Below are 15,359 nucleotides of genomic sequence, written 5' to 3' on the forward strand. Positions count from 1 at the left end.
CGTCCGCTGCCCATCGAGCTTGGATAAAACATGCCTTCGCACCTCCGGCCGCCCTCCCGGCTCAGCGCGACCGACGCCGCCAAGTTCGGCCTCCACGTCGCCCTCCTGTTCGTCGCCTTCCTGGCGGCTTATGAAATGCGTCGCGCCCTGCCCATTAGCTGGTGGCTGACCCATTCGGACGCTCTACGCGTCATCGGCTGGGCCGCCCTCTACGCGGCCATCGGCGGCGGCGTAGAACTGGTGCTCAAGACCGAACGCTCGGCCTGGCGTTTCTCGTCACTCGGTGACCTGGTGGTTCTGGCCCGCAGCCTCGTGATCGGCATGGGGCTTTTCCTGCTGAGCGTCTTTGTCCTGGATCGCGGACTTCAGCTGCCCCGTTCGGTCCTCGTCCTGACTCTGGTGTTCAGCTTGGCCGGACTTGGCGGACTGCGCCTGAGCTGGCGGCTGGCCCACGATCCTCGTGTCCTGGGCCGTCTGGGCGGCTCGCTTCACCAAGCTCTGTCCCAGCCCTCGTTGCGGGACCAAAAGCCCATGCTCGTCGTCGGCGAACTCGCCAGCGCGGACGCCCATCTTCGCCACCTGCTTTCCGATGCGACCTCCCCCTACCGCCCCGTGGGCATCATCTCGCCCCACGCCGCCGAAGTAGGTTTGCGCCTGCACGGCGTCCCCGTCCTCGGCGCCATCGGCCATTGGAAACTGCCGCAAGGCTCGGCCGAGACCCCCCGATACGCCATCCTCTTCCTCGACGATCCTGTGCAGGCCTGGGGCGTAAGCCCCTTGCGCATCGGCGAAGTTCGACGAGAAGGTCACACCCTGCTTCGTCCGCGCCGCCTCGTGGATCTCGCGACGCCCGACGCTGACCCGCATGCCCTCAAGGAGATCCCGCTCGAGGAATTCCTGCCGCGAAGCCCGATCCAGCTCAACCCCTCCCAGGTCCAGACCCTGATACGGGGCAAACGCGTTTTAGTGACGGGCGCCGGTGGCAGCATCGGTTCGGAGATCTGCCGCCAGCTACAGGGCCTCGACTGCGCCCACCTCACTCTGGTGGACCATTCAGAATTCCTGCTGTTCGAAATCGACCGCGAATTGGCCAACGCCGACGCGCTCGCCAGCCGTCGCGCCGTCTTGGCCAATGTCCGTAACGAACAGCGCATTCGGGACCTCTTCATGGAGGAGCGGCCGGACATCGTCTTCCACGCCGCTGCCCTAAAACACGTCACGCTGGTCGAGCAGAATCCCTCCGAGGGCGTGCTCACAAACGTGCTGGGCACCTGGAACGTGATCCAGGCCGCCATCGCCGCCGAAGCCGCGCAGTTCGTGCTCGTCTCCACCGACAAGGCCGTGGCCCCCACCAATGTCATGGGCGCCACTAAGAGGATTGCCGAGAGCCTCCTCGAAATAGCCCCGCCTTCCTCCACCCGCCTGTCCGCCGTCCGCTTCGGCAACGTCCTCGGTTCCGCTGGCTCTGTTGTGCCCATTTTCCAGAAACAGATCGCCCAGGGCGGACCGGTCACCGTCACCCACCCTGACGTCGACCGCTATTTCATGACCATCCCCGAGGCCGTGCAGTTGGTGCTCCACAGCACGGCCATCAATGCCGCACGCCCACAATCCACACCCAGCAAGTTCCTGCTGGAAATGGGCAAGCCCGTGAAGATCGTAGATCTGGCACGCCAGATGATCGAATTGACGGGACAGGTTCCGGACGTCGACATCAAGATCGAGTTCACCGGTCTCAAACCCGGCGAGAAACTCTCCGAAGCTCTCTACGACAGCGACGAGATCGTCTCCGACTGCGCCCACGGCATCATGGAAGTGCGCCCGGCCACCGCCCCCATCACGACGCCGACGTCGATCACCGCCTTGATCAAGCTGGCCCGCGAAAGCGACCCGCAGACCGTCGCCGCGTCGGTCAACTGCATGCTGACCGCCAGCCGCCAGCCGCCAGCCGCCTCTTCCCCCAATGCCAAAGCCACTGTAGGGCACACAGCCTGATGATGATGAAAATTGAAGACGCCCGCATCGCGGTGCTCGGCCTGGGCTATGTCGGCTTGCCGCTGGCGGTCGCCTTCGGCGGAAAACACCCCACCGTCGGCTTTGACATCGATCAGTCGCGCATCGACGAGCTTCGTCGCGGCGAGGACCGCACCCTCGAGATCGACGCCGACGAACTAGCCGCGTCCGGCGGCCTCCAACTGTCCAGCGATCCAGCCGATCTCGCGAACTGCAATGTCTATGTCATCACCGTTCCGACGCCGATTGATGAGCACAAGCAGCCCGATCTGACGGCGCTGAAAAAAGCCAGCGCCTCGGTCGGCAAGGCGCTCAAGCGCGGCGACGTGGTCGTATATGAGTCCACCGTCTATCCTGGCGCCACCGAAGAAGACTGCGTGCCCGTGCTGGAGCGGGCATCCGGTCTGACTTTCAATCAGGACTTCTTCGCCGGTTACAGCCCCGAGCGGGCTAACCCCGGCGACCGGGAGCACCGCCTAGCGACCGTCACCAAGGTGACGTCGGGCTCAACCCCCGAAGCCGCCGACTTCGTTGACGCCCTTTATAAGGAAGTCGTCACCGCCGGCACGCACAAGGCCCCTTCGATCAAGGTGGCCGAAGCTGCCAAGGTCATCGAGAACACCCAGAGGGACCTCAATATCGCACTCGTCAACGAGCTGGCAATCATCTTCAACAAGCTTGACATCGACACTCAGGCCGTGCTCGAGGCAGCTGGCACCAAGTGGAATTTCCTTCCCTTCCGTCCCGGCCTGGTCGGCGGTCACTGCATAGGCGTCGATCCCTACTACCTGACGCACAAGGCCCAGTCGGTCGGCTACCACCCCGAAGTTATCCTCGCAGGCCGCCGCATCAATGACGGCATGGGCGCTTATGTCGCTTCCCAACTTGTCAAGGCCATGGTCAAGAAGCGCATCCAGGTTGAGGGTGCCCGCGTCCTGATCCTCGGCCTTGCCTTCAAGGAAAACTGCCCCGACCTGCGCAACACACGGGTGGTGGACATTATTCAAGAGCTGAAGGACTACGATATAGCCGTCGATGTGCACGACCCTTGGGTCGATCCAGCGGAAGCGCAGCAAGAATACGGCTTGACCCTTACCGCGAGACCCGAAACTGATGCGTACGACGCTGTGGTGCTGGCAGTCTGCCACCACCAATTCCAAGCGCTAGGCACCGGTGACCTTAGAGCCTTCGGCCGAGGACCCTGTGTTATCTATGATCTCAAGGCCGCGCTTCCACCCGGAGTAGCAGACGTGCGGCTATGATGCCGACCCGGCGATCCACACTGCTCGGCATGATGTTTCCATATTTATTGAAGAGCTTGCCGCTCGGCCTCGGTTTAGTCACGCTGTTTTCATGCCAGATACTGCTCGGAAGACTGCTGGGCCCGGCACTCTACGGCGAATACGGCTATTTACTGACCTGGGTCACAGCGGCTGCCATTCTGTCGCGGGCGGGACACGAATGGTCACTAATGCGACTTCTGCCGCCACTCATCGATGAGGGTGCGTTAGGCCGGATGCGACATCTTGTTGTGCGCAGCTTCGCTGCAGTATCGGTCCGCGCAGTCGTTGCCATGGCGGTTTTAATGATCGTTTTTACAACAATGGCTTCTTTAAACTGGCCGACGCGATTAATGGCGCTTGCACTTGTTTTTGTCATGGCCCACGCAGGCTTAATGCGATCCTTCGGTTTGACCCATTCTGCAATCTGGACATCGGACGCACCCGAGAACTTTCTGAAGCCCATACTGTTCGTCGCTTTAGTATGGATCGCTACGAATAACGCCAATATAATTATCGTCGACGACATATTGGCGATCAATTTGGGCGTCAGCATCGGAGCCCTCTTACTGACGACAGTCCTGGTAGTTGGCCACAAGGCCAAGTCATTGCTCAGAGCCCGTGCCGAACCGTTTGATTTGAGCGAGGCACGCAGTGTGACCCGAACCTTGTTCCTTTCGAACGCCATGAATATGGTCTTACGAAACGCAGATATGTTGGTAGTGGGGGCCATCTCCCCCCCGCTAGAAACAGGCCTCTATCTCGCGGCCACACGCGTCGCAGCGATTCCAAGCGCTATAGTCACGATCATAGACCCTGTGGCGGGGCCCGGGATCGCTCGCGCGAGTCACGCGGGTGACGCTTCGGCCTTGCGTCGGATCATCAACGCCTACTCCCTGACAACCACTGCGGTGAGCGCGGGAGCCTTGATCTTCTTCCTGATCGTCGGGGACCATCTCGTCAGTCTGCTGTTGGGAGATACCTTCACCAAGGCCGCGAATTTCACGACCATCCTGCTGCTCGGTCACCTAATAGCAAACATAACGGCTCCCGGCGGATCACTACTAAGCCTCACCGGCAATCACAAAATATCGTTACGTATTTCGGTGCTGTCAGCACTAGCTTTTATCCTGTTGTTGACCGTTCTGACATATCTTTTCTCAGCCGAAGGGGCTGCCTGGGCCTTCGTGATCGGTAGCGCCATAAAGGCTACATTGCTGATATTCCATGCAAAAAATGCAACAGGAGTTTCACCATCATTCATACTAAGATAAATAATAGCCTCTAGGACCATGTGGAAAATAAAAGAACAACAAATAGCCGCTTACCGCTTTAGACAAATCCATTAGTTATAAAATTATTATGACCGAGCGCCTCATCCTATCTTGGTTTACTTCAGTCTTGTCAAAGATTGAATACTTTTTGGCCAGATCACTATTTGCTGGTTCACATCAAAACCAAAGGATTTTCATACCATTTTATGAACACGAATGGCTGCGCGTGTGACAAGCTCGACCTTCACATCATCCACTTTCGGAGCGCTGATACGCTCCAGCATGCTGGCCGCAGGTATCGCCTTGTCGGTAGCGGCCTTGCTTTGGGACGGATCATTTAATGTGTTCATGACGCTGACATTTTGGGCAGCGTCAACCCTTCTGCTGTTTGTGCTCTACCTGCCGCGGAGCCAAGGCTCGGGAATCTTGAAATCGTACTTCGCCGCGCTTGTCGTGTTCCATTTCGGCTTGTTGCCTGCCTATTTGTTGAGCGACAAAGGCGTGCCGCTTTCACGCGTGCAAATCTGGATTAGCCAAGACGTTTTTGTACGGCCTGCACTTGAGGCCTGCCTCGTATTTGTGCTGGCCTTCACGCTGGCGATCCTGACAGTGAGAGCAAGCGCACGCGCTGATAGGGTCCCGAGACTTATTGAAACCGTCCAGTCGCCAATGATTTACCGCGTGGCTCTGTTAGGTTTGATCATCTGCACGGCTGCTTGGTTCGTGTTCGTTATGGGCATCCTGAGGCCAAAAAACTATGTTGACTATATTATATTATTCGAAAGGAACGCTGCGCTAGGCAATCTTATTGGAATTTTGCACACAGCTATACCTGCAACATTTTTCTTAGCTACGCAGAACGCACGTAAGCTTTGGGTGCCCCTTTTAATATTTGGTATTTGGGCCATTTTCGCCTTTCCACTAGGCTTGCGAGGCGAGGTCCTATTTCCCATAGCTTTGACTATTCCGCTTCTTATGACACAAGGACGCCTCCGCATTCACTGGTCCTTCCTGACCCTAGCTGTTCTAGGCGTCTTCTTCGCCTCTGCTGTTGTGGCCAGTTCACGCGTCGGTGGTTCAATGTCCGACACGCTCGCTTACGCTTCGCCCCTAACTACTATCTCAGAGCTCGGAGGGTCTCTGAGGCCCAGCTATGAGGTGGAACGGTGGCTTCAGCAAGGAGACACGTTCCGCCTTGGCTCGACCTATTATGCTCCATTCGAGAGGACCTTCCTCGGCCTAATTCCTTTAGTCGAACGCCTGCCGGCCAACGAAGACTATCGGTTGATGAATGTACTCATTATGCAACGCGCGGGCCCCTACGGATTCTCAATAGTAGCTGAATCTGTCATCAATTTCGGATTTCTTGGCGCCCTCGCAATGGGGGCATTGTTTGGAATCGCCATAACGACATCCGCTTCAAGATTGGTCGCGAACCAGCAAACTCTAATACAGGCGTCGATCCTTTTTGGTGCATTTATCCACATACGCCAGAGCTTTGTGAGCGCCTTCGGGGCAACAGTTGTATTTTTTGTTGTCACTGCGGCAGTAATGATGACCGCGTACTTGCTGAAAAGTTTGAGACAATGAAACTTGTATACACCCTAGGTAAGCTCGATGTTGGAGGAGCTGAAGTCCGATCTCTGCGCCTGTTTCGAGGATTGCGGGAGCTCGGCGTAGAATTTGACGCTGTTATATACATTATATCTGGGGAATTAGGAGCACTAGATAAAGATTTCGAAGCTCTTGGACTCAAGATTGTTTACGGAAGACCAGGCTTGAGAGGCCTAATCCATCTATGGAACTTCCTAATGAAATATAGGCCTACAATATTCCATACCAACGTTTCTACCGCTAACGGATATTATGCACTTGCAGCGAAAATGGCTCGGATCCCAGTCGTGATCTCCCATTATCGTAGCCTCAACGATGTTCGGGAGGGTGGTTTTCATGCCGCGAAGGCCGCTCTCGGCCGATTTTTAGCGAATAGAATCAGCCGATCAGTGGTTGGCGTTTGCAACGCAGCGCAAGCATTCGCACACGCGCCTAACGATAAATGGGTGACGCTATACAACGGTATAGACTTGCCTCACTCTAATAACAATGATTGTCGCAGGAACGATCTAGTAATCGGCTATTTGGGACGCATTTCTCCGGAAAAGAATCCGCATCGTTCGCTTGACATACTTGAAGCCATTTTGCGCGACGATCGCGGCCGGAACGCTAAACTGCGCGTGGCCGGCGGGGGGACACCTGATCAACTGCGAGTTTTTGCTGAAGATGTAAAACAACGGAGACTGGAGAATTCTGTTGAGATTTGCGGCGTCACCGATCAGCCAATCGAATTCCTCCGAAAATGTACCGTGCTTTTGCTTCCATCACATCGAGAGGGTCTTCCGGGTGCCGTGCTCGAAGCGCTGTCGGTAGGAACGCCGGTCGTTGCGAATGATCTTCCGGGCGTACAGGAAATCGCTACTGCTGTTGAAGGTGTCCTCACCTGCCCTCTCAGCGCAAATAATATAGAATGGGCGGAGTTGGTATTCGACGCGACCAAAATGGCTCGTCCGAACATCGCCGCTTCCTTTGCCCAAGGCCCGTTCCTGATCCATCGCCATCTACAGAGTGTGCTCGCCCTCTGGGAACATTCAATAGCGAGTGTCGCGCCATGACAGGTCGCCTTGCTTTGATACTTGAAGAGCGTTTCCAGAGATTGCCGGACGGTCGCATTATTAGCCCCTCCGGTTTCGACGACCATATCTTGGGACGCTACCTGGAATCGTTCGATCACCTTCTGGTCATCGCGCGCATCCAGCCCACGAGCCGTCAGTCTGAAACAAGTGGTAGTGTGCCCATTTCGAGCGATCGGATCCAATTCATCCCGATCCCACCCTATATTGGTGTCGGAGCGATGCTTCCTCGTCTGCCCATCATAGCCGCCGCTGTATTTTGCGGCTTAAAACAAGTCGACGGCGCTATCCTCCGAGCCCCAGGCATAATGGCGATGATCGCGGCCCCTCTGCTGCGCTTACTTAAGCGCCCTTATGCCGTCGAGTTGATCGGAGATCCGATGGGCGTCTTCGGCTCGGGCGGCGTCGGCGGCACTGCTGCGCCGCTGTACAAGTTAGTCGCCGTCTCCGCGACAAGACAGCTTTGCGCCAAGGCTAGGGCGGTCAGTTATGTAACCCACCATACCCTTCAGGCAGCCTATCCGCCGGCCGAAAGCGCATTCACTGTTGCCTGTTCCGATGTGGCGCTTGAGGATTCAGACTTCTTCGAGCCAGACGCGCGGAGGCCCGGCCGACCCGGCCGGGCCACGCTCTTTGCGGCAGGAAGCCTTGAACAAATGTACAAGGGGGCGGACACTCTCGTGGCCGCGATCGAATGGCTTACGCGAGAGGAAGGTCTAGATCTCGTGGTGCGCTGGGCGGGCGACGGCCGATGCCGGGCTGAGGTTGCTAACTTGATTGAAAATGCGGGTTTGAGCGCGCGATTCCATCTGCTTGGTGCGCTGAATAGGCCCGCGGTGCTGGAAGAAATGAGGGCTTGCGATATCTATGTTCAGCCCTCACGAACGGAAGGGCTCCCTCGCGCAGTGATAGAGGCCTGCGCGCAAGGCGCGCCAATAATAGCCACTAGGGTGGGCGGCATACCAGAACTGGTACAGGAGGAATGGCTTTCACCTCCTGCAGAACCAAAAGCGTTGGCCTTCAATCTGGCGCGGATGGTTAGAGACCTGGAAGCACGAAAACGATCCTCTGCAGTCAATCGTGCGACTGCTGAGTCATTTCGTGCCAGCGACCTATCCCAGCGCCGCGGAACTTTTTTTTCCACTTTCCGCAGCATCGTTAATAGCGGGCAGCGATGAATAAGAAGTTGAAAATTTTACTAACTGGCGGTGCCGGCTATATTGGATCGCACGTGTTGCTGCGTTGTCTTGAGGCCGGCTATGAGGTCATCGTGCTCGATAACCTTGAAAACAGTTCGCGTGAGTCAGTACGGCGGGTTGAGCATTTAACTGGCCGAGTCGTGCATTTCTGCCTGGGCGACATTCGTGATGCCGAGAATCTTGACCGCATTTTCACCGAACATCAGGTCGACGCGGTGATGCATTTCGCAGGCCTGAAGGCTATAGGTGAAAGCTTAGCCGAGCCGTTGCGCTATTATGACACCAATGTAAATGGCAGCGTCACGCTGTGCGCCGCGATGGCGAGAGCTGGCGTATTCCGACTGGTATTTAGCTCGACTGCCTCAGTTTACGGCAATCAGACTGAAATGCCACTAAACGAAAGCAGCCCGCGTGGGAGCCCCGCTAGCCCCTATGGCTGGTCGAAGCTAATGGTCGAGCAGATTTTGGAAGACCTAGCATCTAGCGACCCACGCTGGTCCATCGGGACCTTGCGCTATTTTAATCCGGTAGGGGCGCATCCTAGCGGGCAAATAGGCGAGGATTCGCAGGGAGAACCCAGCAATCTGGTGCCATATATCGCTCAAGTTGCGTCGGGGCGGCGCAAGCATTTGTCAGTCTATGGCAATGATTATCCGACTACTGACGGAACCGGGGTTCGCGACTATATTCATGTGCTTGATCTGGCTGATGGTCATCTTGCGGCTATGGATCGTCTGACCCAGTCGACTGGCTACAAGTTATGGAATCTCGGAACGGGACAGGGTTTCTCGGTGCAAGAAGTTATCCGGGGATTTGAACAGGCCTGCGGGCAATCGATCCCACATCGCTTTGTCCCGCGCCGGCCGGGAGATGTCGCTCAATCCTGGGCCGATCCGGCCTTGGCCAGAAGTGAACTTGGTTGGCAATCTAAATTGGGGTTGGATGATATGCTGGCCGATCACTGGCGATGGCAGAAGATGAACCCCACGGGGTATACGAAAAAATGAGCTGCGACATGGCTGCGGTTCGAATCCAATCGACCGAACAGAATGAACCTTCAAGTCTCGCCCGCGCGTCTAGATTTTAGTCAAAACAAGCTCCCAGTGCCGGAAAGAATTAATGCGTTCTCTGCAACTTATAAAGACCACGCGGGGCGCTACCTGGGCGCTGCGGCAGGTGAAAATCTTGCGAGAGCTGGGCGTCGATGTTCACGTAGTCCTTCCAGACGATGACGGACTGGCACCCGCATATCGCGCGGCAGGTGCACACGTGCACGTCCTGGAAACCGACATAGCTCGGCTGAAGATGCCCTCCACCTTCCTGCGGGCCCGCAGAGCGTTTCGTGACCTTGTGGCTGCCGTCGAGCCGGACGTCATTCACTCACACTTCGTCGGCACGACGCTGTTCATGCGCGCAGCCATGGGTCGTGACGGACCTGTTCGCATCTTTCAGGTTCCAGGACCGCTGCATTTGGAAAACCCTGTAACGCGTGCTGTCGATATCGTCAGCGCGAACGCGCGGGACCGCTGGATCGCCAGTTGTCGATTTACTAAGGACGTCTACCTGAAGGCAGGCATCGATATACGCCGCGTTGGCCTTTCATATTATGGTCTCGACCTTGACCGGTTCAGGGTATCGCATCCAGTTGATCTGCGGGCGCAACACCAACTGTCTCCTGAGACAAAGATCATCGGGATGGTAGCCTACGTCTACGCCCCTAAACGGATTTTGGGTCAGACAAGAGGGTTAAAGGGGCACGAGGATCTGATCGACGCAGTAGCTCTTCTCATCCAGCAGGGGCGCGACTTGGCGGTCGCGTTTGTCGGCGGCCCCTGGAACGGAGCCGAAACATATGCCGCCAAGCTTAAGGAATACGCGCAGCGGCAGCTGGGGAATCGGGCGATTTTTTTGGGGAATCGATCCGACGTCGCTAATCTGTATGCAGGGTTCAACGTGGCTGTGCATCCCTCGCATTCAGAAAATTTGGGCGGTGCCGTGGAATCGCTCTGTCTCGCTGTGCCGACGGTGGCGACCGATGTTGGCGGCTTTCCCGACATTGTTATCCCGGGACAGACCGGTTGGCTTGCTTCCCCTCGCAGCCCAATCGATCTTGCCCGGGCGATCGCGCACGCACTTGATGACCCCGCCTTCGCAAAAGAACTTGCGATACAGGGCGCTTCACTGGTTCGTCATCTTCTCGACGTGACCCGAAATGCTCAGGAAATCGCCTCCTACTATGAAACGTTCACTCGCAAAGGCACAGCATAACACTGATAAAATGACAGCCCTTTTGATGTCTCGGACGAAATGTTGTTCCAAGGCCTCTATTTTGATAGTTGCATGTGCCCGCCACGCATTTCAGGTCATATAGATGCGCTTTCTCGTCACCGGCACGGCCGGCTTCATCGGTTTCCATCTAGCGCAGCGACTGTTGCGGGAGGGACATCAGGTTGTAGGAATCGACAACTTCTCCACCTATTACGACCCGCAGCTGAAAGAGGACCGGAACACTATTCTGGAAACCTACCCAGCCTTTTCTGTTGAACGTCTGTCGCTTGAGAACGCCCCGGCGCTGAACGCCGCCTGGAAGCGCCACCAACCCGATGTCGTGGTACACTTGGCCGCCCAGGCCGGCGTGCGTTACAGCATCGAGCATCCCCAAGCTTATATTTCCTCCAACATAGTCGGCACCTTCAACGTGCTCGAGGCAGCCCGCCAGCACGGGGTGAAACACTTGCTGGCCGCGTCGACCAGCTCGGCATACGGTGCCAATCTGGAGATGCCGTTCCGCGAGACGGACAAGGCCGTTCACCCGATGACGCTCTATGCGGCCACTAAGAGCGCTACGGAGCTGATGGCGCACTCCTACGCCCACCTGTTCGGCGTGCCGACGACCTTCTTCCGCTTCTTCACAGTCTACGGCCCGTGGGGGCGACCGGACATGGCGCTATTCAAGTTTGCCAACGCCATGCTGAAGGATGACCCTATCGAGGTATATGGAGAGGGTCGCATGTCGCGCGACTTCACCTACGTCGATGATCTAGTCGAAGCGATTACGAGGCTAGTGCTGGTCATTCCAAGTGAGAGGCCGCCGGTGGAAGGCGACACCCTTTCCCCCGTCGCTCCTTTCCGCCTCGTCAATATCGGGGGGGGCAAACCTAGCCCGCTGATGGACTATATAGAGGAACTTGAAAAAGCTCTGGGCAAGCCCGCGATCAAGACCTTCCTTCCTATGCAAGACGGAGACGTTCCAAACACGACGGCGTCACCTGCCCTCCTGCAACGCCTGACCGGCTACAAGCCTGAAACTCCGATCGGCGTCGGCGTCCCTGCCTTCGTGGACTGGTTCCGACAGCGTTACGATCTCTGATGACCAGACCAACCGTGCGGACACCTATAAAGCGCCTCATGGACGTCACCTTATCGAGCGTGGCCCTAACGCTTCTTTCTCCTGTGCTGGCCATCACAGCGCTTGTTGTTCGCCGACATTTGGGCAGTCCCGTCCTGTTTCGTCAAATGCGACCTGGACTGCACGGCAGGCCGTTTGAAATGATCAAATTCCGCACGATGCGAGATGTGATCGGCCCCGACGGACAACCGCTGTCCGACGCCGAACGCCTGACACCCTTAGGCCGGTTCCTTCGCTCCACTAGCCTGGACGAGTTGCCCGGCCTCTGGAATGTGTTCAAGGGCGACATGAGCCTTGTTGGCCCCCGCCCCCTGCTCATGGAGTATTTGCCGCGCTACAGCGCCGAACAGGCCCGTCGACACAACATGCGCCCTGGCATTACCGGCTGGGCTCAAGTCAACGGCCGCAACGCCATCAGCTGGGACGAAAAATTCCAACTGGATGTGTGGTATGTCGACAATCATACACTCCTACTTGACCTGAAGATCCTCTTTCTCACGGTTCTCAAGGTAGTCAAGCGAGACGGCATTTCCGCCGAGGGGTCTGCCACCGCCGAGAAATTTGAAGGATCCCAGCACGTCATCTCGCAGAAGGTCGCCAACTCATGAAACGGCTCGCCATTCTCGGGGCCGGCGGCCATGCGCGCGTCGTCGCCGATGCTGCAGAGGCTTGCGGTTGGCCGGAGATCAGTCTTTTCGATGACGCGTGGCCGGATGTCACCCGAGAGCCCTGGCCGGTCTTAGGCGTCGGTAGTGATCTGGAGACTCGTCTTGCCGATTTTGACGGCGTTGTCGTCGCCATCGGCGCCAATGCCGTAAGACTGCACAAGCAACGACGTCTGGCCAGGCTCGGAGCGCAGATCGCTTCAATTATCCATCCGGCCGCAACGGTCAGCAGACACGCCATTCTAGGGCCGGGCAGCGTCGTGTTCGCTGGCGCCGTGATAAATCCTGGCGCGAAAATCGGGGACGCAGCCGTCATCAATACGGCAGCCACCATCGATCATGATTGCCGAATCGGCCATGGCGTCCATGTCTCACCGGGCGCGAATGTCGCCGGAGGCGTGAACATCGGCAATGAAACTTGGATCGGCATCGGCGCCTCGGTGCGAGAACTGGTGTCGATCGGAGCTCGTGTAAGGATTGGTGCAGGCTGTGCCGTCATAGCGTCCGTACCCGACGACCTAACCGTAATCGGCGTTCCCGCACGCCCTCTTCAAAAGCCAGATAATGCTTAACACCCCCTTCTCTCCCTGGCCGAGCTATAGCGCCCAAGAGACAGACGCCGTCGCAGGAGTGCTGCGTTCCAACCGCGTGAACTACTGGACGGGTGACCTGTGCCGCGAGTTCGAGACCCGTTTCGCCGCCTGGGCCGGCACGGCCCATGCCGTAGCCCTGGCCAACGGCACGGTGGCGCTGGACGTCGCCCTAAAAGCTCTAGGCATTGGCTCGGGCGATGAGGTCATCACGACGTCGCGCACCTTCCTGGCGTCGGCGTCCTGCATCGTGACGGCCGGCGCCATCCCCGTCTTCGCCGACGTGGACGCCGACAGTCAGAACATCACCGCCAAGACCATTGCAGCTGTTATTACGCCCCGCACCCGGGCGATCATCTGCGTACACCTAGCCGGCATGCCCTGCGACATGGATCCCATCGTGGAGCTCGCGCGCGAACATGGTTTGAAGGTGATCGAGGACTGCGCCCAAGCCCACGGCGCTAGGTACAAGGGTCGTAGCGTAGGCTCCATCGGCCACATCGGGGCTTGGTCCTTCTGTCAGGACAAGATCATGACCACCGGCGGCGAGGGCGGCATGGTCACGACCAATGATAAGGCGCTCTGGGCCACGATGTGGTCGTACAAGGATCATGGCAAGAGCTGGGAGGCCGTTTACGAGCGTCCTCACCCACCTGGTCCACGTTTAGTGCACGATACCTTTGGCACCAACTGGCGAATGATTGAGATGCAGGCTGCTATAGGCCTGATCCAACTGGAGCGGATGACGGCTTGGACTAAGCGTCGCACTGAGTTGGCGGAACGGCTCGTCGTCGCCTGTGGCGCCCATGATCTCCTGCGCGTCCCTGCCACCCCTTCCGACGTGACGCACGCCTGGTACCGCTTCTACGCCTTCGTCCGACCAGAACATTTGGCTTTGGGTTGGACGCGTGACCGGATGATCCAGGAGATCAACGCGCGCGGCGTCCCCTGCTTCCATGGCTCGGCGTCGGAGGTCTATCTGGAGGCGGCGTTCGACGACACTGGCTGGCGCCCTGCCGAGCGGCTTCCAGTCGCAAAGGCCCTGGGTGAAACCAGCATAGCCTTCCTGGTTCATCCGACCCTGACGGATGCAGAGATCGAAAAAACCTGCAGTGTGATCAATGAGGTCACGTCGCAGGCTCAGGCCTGACACCATGGGCGGTGGCGCCTGACGAAGTCAGCCCACCGCCTCTCGCAAAGCCCTGACACGCGTCTCGCAGGCGGCTGCGACACTGTTCCGGAGATTTTGCGCTGCGGTCACCATCTCTGCCAAATCGTCTGACGACACGTCATACTGATCGGAATAGCGGGCTTCGACGTAGGCCCGCTTGAGCAGTTCAAACCGCCGGCGATCAACACGGTTCTCGCGGGGCCAGACCTCAGCCAAGGCCTTCTCTCCGTCTTCCGCCAACGATCGGAGGAATTTGATGTTGTGGGATCGCGGAGAATAGAAGCTGCTCACGAGCAAGAAGCAGATGTAGGACGTCTCAACGGCTTGGTGCAGGTTGAACGCTGCGAGTCTGGCCTTCCCATTGGTTAGACAGAAATTGGCTACTTCAATTAGATCGTCCACTTTCGGAAGCCACTGATCAAAGTACCGCTGCGCCATTGATTCAGCATCCTGCGGCGTCATGGGTCTGGGTGCGTTCAAGGGATGGCCCGGGAGGTCGTAGAGCATCACTCCGTCGCGATGGATATCGGACCAAAAGGATTCGCCGCGGCTGAGGGCCTGGTTCACATCGGCCAGGGTGTGCACGATGATGTTGACGGGGCGGCCTATGTAGGGATCGCGCAGCATCTGGTCTTCGGCGACCCACCAGTAGGCGGCGATATCTGTCAGTTTCTCATGATTGACGACAATCAGAAGATCGAAGTCAGACTGATAGCCGTTCTCCGCCTCGTCCACCCAGTCGTTACGAGCGTAGGAACCGAATAGGATGATTTTCAGAACCCTGCCGTTGCGTCGCCAGGGCTGGGTCCCGCCCCCGCCAGCTGTCAGGGCCGTCTCGAACGCATTCAGCAAGGTCGTGCGGATAAGAGCGAGCTCGTCCTGCTGTTTCTGCGGAAGATGATCGATATCGGCTTTCATCCGCCGAGCCTAACCGATTTGAGGCCTTTCCGCACGGCGTAGGTAAAGAGGGCTGTCGAACCTTGCGAACACGACTGGTAGCTCGTCCGTCACGGCAGGTGGGTTGGTCCTGGGGACCCGTCGAATAATAGGTTGCGCCAGAGCGCATGCGAT

Annotated in this window: 13 protein-coding genes; 12 read left to right on the forward strand and 1 reads right to left on the reverse strand. The window is 57.6% G+C overall.

Annotation, left to right across the window (positions count from 1 at the left end; all coding sequences use genetic code 11):
* Positions 1–30: 30 nt before the first annotated feature.
* The 12 genes from HNP51_RS10770 (at position 31) to HNP51_RS10825 (ending at position 14,267) form a co-directional block, all read left to right on the forward strand.
* A complete protein-coding gene (locus HNP51_RS10770; RefSeq protein WP_184269625.1) occupies positions 31–1,995 on the forward strand; it encodes a nucleoside-diphosphate sugar epimerase/dehydratase in 1,965 nt (654 codons plus the stop codon).
* A complete protein-coding gene (tviB, locus tag HNP51_RS10775) occupies positions 1,995–3,275 on the forward strand; it encodes a Vi polysaccharide biosynthesis UDP-N-acetylglucosamine C-6 dehydrogenase TviB (protein WP_311769931.1) in 1,281 nt (426 codons plus the stop codon). Before HNP51_RS10770 ends, tviB begins: the two co-directional genes overlap by 1 nt.
* The gene (locus tag HNP51_RS10780; protein ID WP_184269623.1) at positions 3,272–4,567 is read left to right on the forward strand and encodes a lipopolysaccharide biosynthesis protein; all 1,296 of its coding nucleotides are present in this window, start codon (positions 3,272–3,274) and stop codon (positions 4,565–4,567) included. The genes tviB and HNP51_RS10780 overlap by 4 nt, the downstream gene beginning before the upstream one ends.
* 282 nt (positions 4,568–4,849) lie before the next feature.
* Positions 4,850–6,157, forward strand: coding sequence for an O-antigen polysaccharide polymerase Wzy (wzy, locus tag HNP51_RS10785; protein ID WP_221415841.1), 1,308 nt, complete (start codon positions 4,850–4,852; stop codon positions 6,155–6,157).
* A complete protein-coding gene (locus HNP51_RS10790; RefSeq protein ID WP_184269619.1) occupies positions 6,154–7,236 on the forward strand; it encodes a glycosyltransferase in 1,083 nt (360 codons plus the stop codon). Before wzy ends, HNP51_RS10790 begins: the two co-directional genes overlap by 4 nt.
* Positions 7,233–8,432, forward strand: a complete 1,200-nt coding sequence (locus tag HNP51_RS10795; protein WP_184269617.1) for a glycosyltransferase family 4 protein — start codon at positions 7,233–7,235, stop codon at positions 8,430–8,432. The genes HNP51_RS10790 and HNP51_RS10795 overlap by 4 nt, the downstream gene beginning before the upstream one ends.
* Positions 8,429–9,460 (forward strand): UDP-glucose 4-epimerase GalE, encoded by a 1,032-nt coding sequence (gene galE / locus HNP51_RS10800; RefSeq protein WP_184269615.1) that lies wholly within the window; start codon positions 8,429–8,431, stop codon positions 9,458–9,460. Before HNP51_RS10795 ends, galE begins: the two co-directional genes overlap by 4 nt.
* A gap of 112 nt (positions 9,461–9,572) precedes the next feature.
* Positions 9,573–10,721, forward strand: a complete 1,149-nt coding sequence (locus HNP51_RS10805; RefSeq protein WP_184269613.1) for a glycosyltransferase family 4 protein — start codon at positions 9,573–9,575, stop codon at positions 10,719–10,721.
* 103 nt (positions 10,722–10,824) lie between these two features.
* The gene (locus tag HNP51_RS10810; RefSeq protein WP_184269611.1) at positions 10,825–11,823 is read left to right on the forward strand and encodes an NAD-dependent epimerase/dehydratase family protein; all 999 of its coding nucleotides are present in this window, start codon (positions 10,825–10,827) and stop codon (positions 11,821–11,823) included.
* A gap of 38 nt (positions 11,824–11,861) precedes the next feature.
* The gene (locus tag HNP51_RS10815; RefSeq protein WP_260398421.1) at positions 11,862–12,470 is read left to right on the forward strand and encodes a sugar transferase; all 609 of its coding nucleotides are present in this window, start codon (positions 11,862–11,864) and stop codon (positions 12,468–12,470) included.
* Positions 12,467–13,099, forward strand: a complete 633-nt coding sequence (locus HNP51_RS10820; RefSeq protein WP_184269607.1) for an acetyltransferase — start codon at positions 12,467–12,469, stop codon at positions 13,097–13,099. Before HNP51_RS10815 ends, HNP51_RS10820 begins: the two co-directional genes overlap by 4 nt.
* Entirely contained in the window at positions 13,092–14,267 is a 1,176-nt protein-coding gene (locus tag HNP51_RS10825) for a DegT/DnrJ/EryC1/StrS aminotransferase family protein (RefSeq protein WP_184269605.1), read from the forward strand. The genes HNP51_RS10820 and HNP51_RS10825 overlap by 8 nt, the downstream gene beginning before the upstream one ends.
* A 27-nt stretch (positions 14,268–14,294) precedes the next feature.
* On the opposite strand, the gene HNP51_RS10830 is transcribed toward HNP51_RS10825, so the two are convergent.
* The gene (locus tag HNP51_RS10830) at positions 14,295–15,206 is read right to left on the reverse strand and encodes a HEPN domain-containing protein (RefSeq protein WP_184269603.1); all 912 of its coding nucleotides are present in this window, start codon (positions 15,204–15,206) and stop codon (positions 14,295–14,297) included.
* Between the last annotated feature and the right edge of the window lie 153 nt (positions 15,207–15,359).

The sequence above is a fragment of the Brevundimonas bullata genome (assembly GCF_014207965.1).
GTDB lineage: Bacteria > Pseudomonadota > Alphaproteobacteria > Caulobacterales > Caulobacteraceae > Brevundimonas > Brevundimonas bullata_A.

Coding starts and splice junctions, on each gene's coding strand:
- HNP51_RS10770 (WP_184269625.1), top strand. CDS start 31: ATGCCTTCGCACCTCCGGCCGCCCTCCCGGCTCAGCGCGACCGACGCC.
- tviB (WP_311769931.1), top strand. CDS start 1,995: ATGATGATGAAAATTGAAGACGCCCGCATCGCGGTGCTCGGCCTGGGC.
- HNP51_RS10780 (WP_184269623.1), top strand. CDS start 3,272: ATGATGCCGACCCGGCGATCCACACTGCTCGGCATGATGTTTCCATAT.
- wzy (WP_221415841.1), top strand. CDS start 4,850: ATGCTGGCCGCAGGTATCGCCTTGTCGGTAGCGGCCTTGCTTTGGGAC.
- HNP51_RS10790 (WP_184269619.1), top strand. CDS start 6,154: ATGAAACTTGTATACACCCTAGGTAAGCTCGATGTTGGAGGAGCTGAA.
- HNP51_RS10795 (WP_184269617.1), top strand. CDS start 7,233: ATGACAGGTCGCCTTGCTTTGATACTTGAAGAGCGTTTCCAGAGATTG.
- galE (WP_184269615.1), top strand. CDS start 8,429: ATGAATAAGAAGTTGAAAATTTTACTAACTGGCGGTGCCGGCTATATT.
- HNP51_RS10805 (WP_184269613.1), top strand. CDS start 9,573: ATGCGTTCTCTGCAACTTATAAAGACCACGCGGGGCGCTACCTGGGCG.
- HNP51_RS10810 (WP_184269611.1), top strand. CDS start 10,825: ATGCGCTTTCTCGTCACCGGCACGGCCGGCTTCATCGGTTTCCATCTA.
- HNP51_RS10815 (WP_260398421.1), top strand. CDS start 11,862: ATGGACGTCACCTTATCGAGCGTGGCCCTAACGCTTCTTTCTCCTGTG.
- HNP51_RS10820 (WP_184269607.1), top strand. CDS start 12,467: ATGAAACGGCTCGCCATTCTCGGGGCCGGCGGCCATGCGCGCGTCGTC.
- HNP51_RS10825 (WP_184269605.1), top strand. CDS start 13,092: ATGCTTAACACCCCCTTCTCTCCCTGGCCGAGCTATAGCGCCCAAGAG.
- HNP51_RS10830 (WP_184269603.1), bottom strand. CDS start 15,206: ATGAAAGCCGATATCGATCATCTTCCGCAGAAACAGCAGGACGAGCTC.